Source organism: Paenarthrobacter sp. NCHU4564 (assembly GCF_052156435.1).
Classification (GTDB): Bacteria; Actinomycetota; Actinomycetes; order Actinomycetales; family Micrococcaceae; genus Arthrobacter.
This window is the reverse complement of record NZ_JBQLIS010000039.1, coordinates 1-8,169: the sequence shown is the minus strand read 5'-3', so window position 1 is coordinate 8,169 and position 8,169 is coordinate 1. Positions and strand designations below refer to the sequence as shown.

8 protein-coding genes and 1 pseudogene are annotated in these 8,169 nt (G+C 64.6%); 4 read left to right on the top strand and 5 right to left on the bottom strand.

The window, feature by feature from the left end; genetic code table 11:
• Positions 1–129 precede the first annotated feature (129 nt).
• On the bottom strand, positions 130–1,122 hold the full coding sequence (locus tag ACSVIE_RS20825) for a nucleoside hydrolase (RefSeq protein WP_442425121.1): 993 nt from the start codon (positions 1,120–1,122) through the stop codon (positions 130–132).
• A gap of 72 nt (positions 1,123–1,194) precedes the next feature.
• On the bottom strand, positions 1,195–2,631 hold the full coding sequence (locus ACSVIE_RS20820; protein ID WP_442425120.1) for an MFS transporter: 1,437 nt from the start codon (positions 2,629–2,631) through the stop codon (positions 1,195–1,197).
• Positions 2,632–2,767: 136 nt separating this feature from the next.
• Between ACSVIE_RS20820 and ACSVIE_RS20815 the strand changes: the two genes are divergently transcribed.
• The 3 genes and pseudogenes from ACSVIE_RS20815 to ACSVIE_RS20805 all read left to right on the top strand — a co-directional run bounded on the left by ACSVIE_RS20815 (position 2,768) and on the right by ACSVIE_RS20805 (position 5,051).
• Positions 2,768–3,541 (top strand): GntR family transcriptional regulator, encoded by a 774-nt coding sequence (locus ACSVIE_RS20815; protein ID WP_442425119.1) that lies wholly within the window; start codon positions 2,768–2,770, stop codon positions 3,539–3,541.
• Between the two features lie 26 nt (positions 3,542–3,567).
• Positions 3,568–4,422 (top strand): annotated as a pseudogene (locus ACSVIE_RS20810) (PfkB family carbohydrate kinase); the annotation flags it as partial.
• A gap of 236 nt (positions 4,423–4,658) precedes the next feature.
• Positions 4,659–5,051, top strand: a complete 393-nt coding sequence (locus ACSVIE_RS20805; protein ID WP_442425118.1) for a type II toxin-antitoxin system VapC family toxin — start codon at positions 4,659–4,661, stop codon at positions 5,049–5,051.
• On the opposite strand, the gene ACSVIE_RS20800 is transcribed toward ACSVIE_RS20805, so the two are convergent.
• The 3 genes from ACSVIE_RS20800 to ACSVIE_RS20790 all read right to left on the bottom strand — a co-directional run bounded on the left by ACSVIE_RS20800 (position 5,048) and on the right by ACSVIE_RS20790 (position 7,435).
• Positions 5,048–5,332, bottom strand: a complete 285-nt coding sequence (locus ACSVIE_RS20800; RefSeq protein WP_442425117.1) for an acylphosphatase — start codon at positions 5,330–5,332, stop codon at positions 5,048–5,050. The genes ACSVIE_RS20805 and ACSVIE_RS20800 overlap by 4 nt on opposite strands.
• 92 nt (positions 5,333–5,424) lie before the next feature.
• Positions 5,425–6,240 (bottom strand): pullulanase X25 domain-containing protein, encoded by an 816-nt coding sequence (locus ACSVIE_RS20795; RefSeq protein WP_442425116.1) that lies wholly within the window; start codon positions 6,238–6,240, stop codon positions 5,425–5,427.
• A gap of 163 nt (positions 6,241–6,403) precedes the next feature.
• Positions 6,404–7,435, bottom strand: coding sequence for an adenosine deaminase (locus ACSVIE_RS20790; protein WP_426006301.1), 1,032 nt, complete (start codon positions 7,433–7,435; stop codon positions 6,404–6,406).
• Between the two features lie 83 nt (positions 7,436–7,518).
• Between ACSVIE_RS20790 and ACSVIE_RS20785 the strand changes: the two genes are divergently transcribed.
• Positions 7,519–8,169: MSMEG_6728 family protein (locus ACSVIE_RS20785; RefSeq protein WP_442425115.1), on the top strand; the 651-nt coding region annotated here is incomplete at its 3' end.

Genomic DNA, 8,169 nt, shown 5'->3' with positions numbered 1-8,169 from the left:
CGAGCCAACCGCATACTTTCCCGGATCACGGCGCGCCGAAGGCACTCACACGCTGGGTCGCAGTTGTGCGCGTTTTGGGGGCTCAAAACGCGCACTAATGCGACCTAGTTGGGAGGGGACGCGCCTGGGTTAGGCGGCGGGGGCTGGCGTCTGGGCGTCACTAAGCCAGGCGGCCTGCATGGTTCCCAGGAGATGCGGGGCGAACTCCTCCCCGATCGAGAGCACTACCCGGCACCGTGCGCCGCGCTGATCGGGGAAGCCCACATATTGCCCGCGGAGATCGCACACAGTCTGGCCACGGCCCGGGCCATGGGTGGTGTCCACGGCCACCCGGACCTTGGGCGCCACGGCCAGCTCTACTCCCCTGACGGCGATGGCCGCGGCGAGGGGATCGTGCATTGCGGAACAGGCCCGGCCGAAGATGTCCACGTAGAAACCGAAGTAGTAGCCCAGCATCCCGCCAAGAGCCTGCGAAACAGGGTGATCGAAGGCCAGGAGTTCCTGGCGGTGGCTCTCCTCCAGGACGTTGGTCATGGTGACATCCAGGGGCACCAGGGTCACATCCCAGTCGGCAGCCAGAACCTCCGCCGCGGCTTCGGGATCGTTGGCGATGTTGGCTTCGGCCACGGGCGTGATGTTTCCGGGGGCCAACGCCGCACCACCCATGATGGTCAGCTCGGCCACGAGTTCGGGCAGCTTGGGTTCGAGCCGGAGAGCCTCGGCGATGTTGGTCAGCGGGCCGATGGCCACGACGCGCAGCTCACCGGCATGCTCATGCGCCAGCTTCACCAGGAGTTCCGCGGCCGTACCCGGCACCGGCTCACGGTCCGACGGTTCCAACTCCACTCCTCCAATGCCGTTGTCTCCATGCACATGCGGGGCTCCACCGTGGAACGTGCCAACCTGCGGATCGTGGGCGCCCACGGCCACGGGAATATCCGGACGCCCGGCAAGCTTCAGCAAATCCAGCGTATTCCGGGCACCTCCGGCGGCGCTGACATTGCCGCTGACGGTCCCGATGCCCACCAGCTCCGCCAGCGGCGACGCCAGGAGATAGGCGAGGGCCAGGGCATCGTCGATACCTGTGTCGCAGTCGAGGAAGAAGGGTGCGGGCTGGTTCATGGTTTTCTCATTTCGGGTCTTTCGGAACAGGGTTGGTCAGTGGCCCCCGGCGGCGGGGTCCGGCGTCGTGCGTTAGATCTTTTCGCCCTTGGGCGCTGCTATGAACAGGCTCACGATGAACGCGAGAACGGTGATGCCCACGGAAATCCAGAGGGCCGTGGAGTACCCGGCTGCGGTGCCCAGGCCGGCGAACGGCGCAACGACCACGACGCCGAGACTCGCCCCGATGCCGAAGCTCGCTCCGTTGATGCCCGGCAGGGCGGCCGGTGCTTCCTTGGGCGACAGCAGGACGGAGAGGCCGTTGATCGCGGTCAGGAAGAAGCCGTTGTAGAAAATGCCCAACGCGGCGATCGCGATCAGGACAGCCACCTGGTTGTTGGCGAACATGGCCGCGACGATCGCACAGACAAGGCTGGCTGCAGAGCCGACGCGGACGGTTTTGATCCATCCACGGCGATCGGCGATCCAGCCGGCAAGCGGAGCCGCGAAGACGCCGATCAGGGCAGCGGGCGTCAGGAACAAGAGTGCCGCCACCGATGCGGACAGGCCGAAACCACTGTTCTTGTCCTGGCTCAGCAGCACCACGGTGAAGTTGATGATAGCGAAGATGCCGGCCAGGGTCAGCACGGTGGTGGCGATCACCGGCCACACCTGGCGGGAACGGAGGTGGTGGACGGCAACCAGTGGAGTCTGGCGCTTCTTCTCGATCAGCCAGAAGGCGGTGAAGGACGCGATGCTGCCGGCGAGGAGGGCGAGTGCCGCCGGTGACGTCCAGCCTGCGGAGGAACCGGTGGACACGAAGTACGTGATGAAGACCAGAAACACCGAGAGTGAACCGGCGCCCCACCAGTCCATAGTGCCGGCGGCTGCAGCGGACCGTCCCTTGGGGACTACTTTGATGACGCAGACGACGGCGATCGCGGCCAGTACCAGCACGGCGACAAAGATCGACTGGAAGCCCATGGTCTCCGCCATCAGCCCACCGAAGTAGCCGTCCACGCCACCCACTCCGCCGTTGATGGCAGCGATGATGCCGATGGACGTGCCGAAGAGACGCGCGGGCAGGTATTCGTTGAGGACGATGTAGGACAGCGCGAAGATGGCGCTCGAGACGCCCTGCAGGAAGCGTCCGGTGACCAGCAGGGGAAGGGTCGGGGCGAAGATGCACAGCACCGTACCTGCGCCCATGATGGCCAGGACCAGCAGGAGCGCGGTGCGGCGGCCGATGAAGTCGCTCCACCTCCCGATCACCGGGCCGGAGATGGCACCTGCCAGGAAGAACATGGACTGGACCTGGGCCACGGCCTCGGGAGATTCGCCAAAGAACGTACCGATGTGCGGCAGGGCCGGGGTGATCATGCTGGCGTTGAGCTGGAACGCCAGCACGGCCAGGACCAGGGTGGTGATCAGGAACGCTGCGGCCCTGCCGTGGAAACGGCCTGCCTTGGCTGTCTCGGCTGCCTCGAGCGTTGTCTCCTGCGGTTCCACCGCGGTGTTGGGGATGTTCACATCAAACTCCTTTGTCCGAGGGCGCCGGCAAGCGCCGCGAGATGTGAGTTGTTATACAAGCATGTATTACGAGCTTGTGCAACCTCTCACATTTTCTCCGGTACAGTGTCCCTAACCGATTCCTAGCGAGGCTCCCTTGACCGACAACGCCGTCCAGTTCCTGTCCCGCCCCATCGCAGCCCAGCAGGGCCAACCCCTGCGCGTGGCCGCCTACTCCCGCATCGCCGAGGCGATCAGGACCAAGCTCCTGCCGCCGGGTTCACTCCTGCCCACGGAAACCGAACTGGGCAACATGATGGACGTCAGCCGCACCGTCATCCGGGAAGCGCTGATGCTCCTGGAGGAAGACGGGCTCACGCGGGCACGACGCGGAGTTGGCAGGTTTGTGGCCGACTCGTTGCCCCGGATTGGAATCGAGCACATCCGTCCGTTTGACCAACTGCTGGGTGGCCAGGACTCGGATATCCAGGTCAAACGGGTGGCGGCCATCAAACAGCCGGCCTCGGAATTCGTGGCGCCCGGCCTGGGCGTCCAGCCCGATGACGACGTGTGGTTTTGGGAAAGTGTGCTGATCCGCAATGGCGAGCCCGTGGCGCACCTGCAGGAGAATATAGCGCAGGACATTCCTGAGGCCGGGGCCCTGACAGAGGCCGCCGAAGCTCCCGGGCTCCCCGCACCGACACTCCTGGAGCTCCTGGCCGGCCTGACCGGGACCACCCTGGGCCCCGGCGAGTGCCAGATCAGCCTCAGCACCGCCGGCCCCAGCCGCGCCAAACTCCTGGACCTCCGGCCTTCCGATCCGGTCCTGGTCCTCACCCAGTACGTCCGACGGAACGGAGCCCCGTTCTACTTGGCCAAGTGCCTCGTAGCTGCCAGGGCCGGGCACCTCTCCGTCATCCAGTCCTCCTGAAGTTCATTTCCCAGATAGGCCTTCCCATGAGCTCTTCCCTGACTTCGCCTGCGCTGACCGTCGTTGGCAGCATCAACCTCGACATCACGGCGACCACCCACAGGCTCCCCTCCCCCGGCGAAACAGTGGGCGACGGCGTCCTTCGCCAACAGCCCGGCGGAAAGGGCGCCAACCAGGCCGTCGCCGCGGCCCGGCTCGCTGGTGCCTCGCGCATGGTCGGGGCCGTTGGCCAGGATGAAGCGGGCCGCACCCTGCTGCATGCCATGGCGCGTGCCGGCGTCGACGTTGCGGACGTAGCGCAGGTTGACGGCGCCACCGGCACCGCGCTGGTCTTGGTGGATTCCGACGGCGAAAACCAGATCGTCGTGTGCCCGGGCGCCAACGGGCAGGTCTCCTTGGACGGCGTATCCTTCGCCGAGGACGAGGCAGTGCTGTGCCAACTCGAAGTCGACCAAAGGGTGGTCCTGGAGACCGCCCGCCGCACCAGGGGCTTCTTCGCCCTGAATGCCGCACCGGCCGCACCGTTGCTGCCCGAACTCCTGGAACGCTGCGACCTGGTGATCGTCAACGAATCGGAATATGAGCTCATCCCCGAGCTGCGGAACGCCCCGCTGGTGGCTGTGACCTACGGCGGAGAAGGTTCGGCGATCTTCAAGAACGGCGAAAGGGTGGCGGAAGCTCCCGCCGTCACGGTAAGCGACATCGCCAACACCATCGGCGCCGGGGATGCCTTCTGCGCAGCTTTGGTTCTGGCGCTGCAATCCGGGCTGCCGCATGGCCATGCCCTGGCCGCCGCAAACGCGGTGGGTGCCGATGCCGTCCGCGATTCCTCTTCCCAGCCGGCACTGCAGCGGTTGGAGCACTACATCGAAGCGACCCGCCCGATGGCTGGCACCCTCATCCTTGAGCGTGTCAAGAATGGCGAAGTCATTGATGTGACCAACAACGGCGAGGTCGCCGCTACGCTCATTCCACCCTCTTCGTCGCCCTTTGAACGGCTTTTGCAAGCAGGAAGCGTTCGGCCAGCGGTAGATTCGCCAGTGGATTTCCGTCTCATACCGCGAGTCAAAATTGAGCTTGGGACAGCCGAGATACTCGCCGACCTGCGCGGTGATCGGTGATCGTTTATGCAGACACTTCGGCGATCTTGAAGTTGGTGGCTGACGAACGGGAGTCGCAAACCCTCGCCGATCACCTGACCCACATCAGCTCCTCCGGAGGGCATCTGGTCGCTTCGATGCTGCTCTATACGGAACTCCACTGTGCAGCCCGCCGCCGAAGCTTACCTTTCGACGTGGTCAACGACGTCCTATCAGCGATCAACTTGGTGGATGTAACCCGTGCTGACCTGATGTTCGCTTCAGCAATGCCCAGGCAGCTCCGCAGCGCTGACGGGATTCATCTGGCCACGGCCATCCGACTCCAAGTGGACAACTTGGTTGCTTACGATCAGGAACTGCTGCTTGCTGCCAAGGAGTCCGGACTTGCAGCGTCGTCCCCAGGGGCCTAGCCGATAATCCGGAAGTCGTCGAATTCCCCGGTCGCGTCCGAGATGTCGGCCGCAACGTCCTCCACTTGCCCGGGAGCGTTGGACGAATTGAGCCAATCCAGCAGGCGGTCGACGTCCGGGTGCGGCCCTTCCGCAACCAGCTCCACGGACCCATCGGCGAGGTTGCGGACCGTGCCGGTCAAGCCCAGTTTGTCGGCTATCCGGGCAGTCCAGTAGCGGAAGCCCACGCCTTGGACGACTCCGGTGACGCGTGCGGTAAGCCTCACGTGCTCTGCATTCATGGACCCACCTTAACCAATCGTGCCCTTGTTCGCCGCTCCCCTCCTTCAGGGTAGGGATGGACGAACAAGGGCACGATTCGTGGGACGGGAAGCTAGGCCACCACGATGTCGCGCGTGGCGTGGTCGTACGTGAAGGTGACCGGACCGCCGTCGTGGTTCAACTCATGGTTGGCACCATCGCGTGTGCCGAACGCGCCATAGTTCTCATCCCAGGAACGGTTCAGCGCGATCTTGTAGGTGTAGAAGCCGGACGGCAGTTCCGCGGTCAGCGACCACAGCTGGACCAACGGGTTGAACTCCATCTGCGCCTCGTCATACTGCGGGGCCCAGTCCTCGGGGGCGCCGAGGATCTTGTTGAAGTCACCAGCGATGGCAACGGCCTCGGGCTGGGGAAGGGTCTCGACGGCGGTGGTCGCCGCTGCCTCGACCGGAGCCTTGCGGGTGGACTTCTTCGCGGCGGCGACCTTCGGAGCCGCAGCCTTCTTGGGAGCGGCAGCTTTTTTGGGTGCGGCGGCGCGTTTGGTCTTGGGCCTGGCCGGCGGGGCCGTCGGAACGGCGACATCGTCCGGAATGGGGGTCCCGGCGTCGAGCGCCTCCGCGAAAGCCGCAACGTCCGGGAAGGCGACCGTGGCACGCAGCCCATCCTCGGGAATGGTCCAGCCGGAACGGCCCTTGACCAGCCAGCCGGCCTTGACCAGCTTGGCGGAGGCGGAGGTCAAGGTCTTGTGTCCGCGCGGGATGCCGCCACTGAGCAGTTCAGCCTCGTGGGCGTTGAACGGGACACGGGCAATCGCCTCGGCCAGTACCTCACCGGCGTTCAGCGTCGTTCCGGACCAGACACCTTCGGCGAGGATGTCCAATACGGCCTTCAAACGAAGGTTGGTGTTCTCGGCGGTGTTCGCGCCCATGCTTCTCCTTCAATGGGTGGATGCTCCCTAGAAGTTTGCCAATGATTTGTTAATTTGCGCGACTGTAATTGGTTAACAGCGTGTGTCGTGACCGAGTGTGACATCGGACGCGGCCGAAAGTGATGGGCGGGTCTCGCCTCCGGCAGCTCGACCCGCCCCAACGCTACTCAACCGGGACTGATGCCTTGACCCACTCCGTGACCTGGTCCAGAAGTTCAGCCTTCCGGGCATCGCTGGCGAACGATGACCGGATGGAGTTGGCGGCCAAAGTGGCCTGCTCCGGGACCGAGAACCCGTGCACCTTGACCAGTTGCTCAAAGTTGTCGTCAACATAACCGCCGAAGTACGCCGGATCGTCCGAGTTCACGCATACGTTGAGCCCAATTGCCAGCATGTCCGGCAAGGGGTGGTCGCTCAGCTTGTCCACGGCCCGCAGCCGGACATTGGAGAGCGGACACACGGTCAGGGGCACTTGTTCGGCTACCAGCCGCTGCACCACCTCGGTGTCTTCCATGCAGCGGATCCCGTGGTCGATCCGTTCCACATGCAGGACGTCCAGCGCCTCCGTGATGTACGTGGCAGGACCTTCCTCTCCGGCATGGGCAATTCTGTGGAGTCCGGCTTCGGTGGCGCGCTGGTACAGCCGCTCAAACTTCGACGGCGGGTTGCCCACCTCTGCGGAGTCCAGGCCGATACCCGCGATGGGGGCATGCATGGCAAGGAGTTGCTCCAGCACTTCCAGCGCCGACTCCTCGGATTCATCCCGGAGGAACGCAGCGATCAGCAGCGTGGACACCCCGAAGTCCTCCTCGGAAGTAGCCAGGGCGTTGGCGATGCCGTTGACGCACGTCTCCAGCGGCACTCCCCGGTTCACGTGGGCCTGCGGGTCCATCATGATCTCCGCATGGCGCACTCCACCGGCCGCTGCGCGCTCCAGGTACGCCTTGGTCATGTCCGTGAAGTCCTGTTCCGTGCGCAGAACCGCCATGTTGGCGTAGTAGAGGTCCAGGAAGGACTGGAGGTCCGTGAATTCGTACTTTTCGCGCAGTTCGGGAAGATCTTCGTATGGCAGGTCGATGCCGTTGCGTTCAGCCAGGGAGAAGATCAGTTCCGGCTGAAGGGTCCCTTCAATGTGCAGGTGCAGTTCGGCAACCGGGGGCGCCGTCGTCGTCGTTTTCTCACCAATAGTTTCCACCCGACCACTGTAGGCCCGAACAACTGCATGTGTCCCGGGGCACCTAACTTGGTTATGCGCGGCCGCACCGCCAAACTGAAGGGATGCAGACTTTCCTCCCCTTCGCCGATTTCCGCGAGAGCGCCGCGGCGCTGGACACCGCGCGGCTCGGCAAACAGCGTGTTGAGGCCCTCCAGGTACTCCGCGCCCTGGTCATCCCCCACTACGGCTGGCAGCAACACCCCGCCGTCCGGATGTGGATGGGTCACGTCCCGGCACTGACCCTGTACGGTCTGGCGATGGCCGACGAGTGGATCCAGCGCGGACATCCGGACAACACCCGTTCAAATATCACCGAATTCGCTCCGCAGGCAGCCCACCCCGACTACGTTTCGCGGATCGCCATGCCGCCGTGGTTGGGCGACGAAGACCTGCACGCCAGCCACCGGTCCAAGCTGATCGGCAAGGATCCCCGGTTCTACGGCCCGCTGTTCCCCGGCACCGAAGAACGGCTGGACTACGTCTGGCCGGAACCGCGCCACACCTTCCACCCGGAAGATCCGGAAGACGAACGCCTCTGGATCCTGCGGGCTCCCGTCGAGGACCTCCGCCCGGAAGACCTGTCCACGGTCAGCCTGCCACCGCACGGCAAAGCTAAAGCCAAGGCAGATCCCGACGAGTATCAGTTCGTCTACGTGGAGGAAAAGTCACGCCGCAACCTCGGCGGGCCGAAGAAGAGGGCCCCGCAGCCCCAG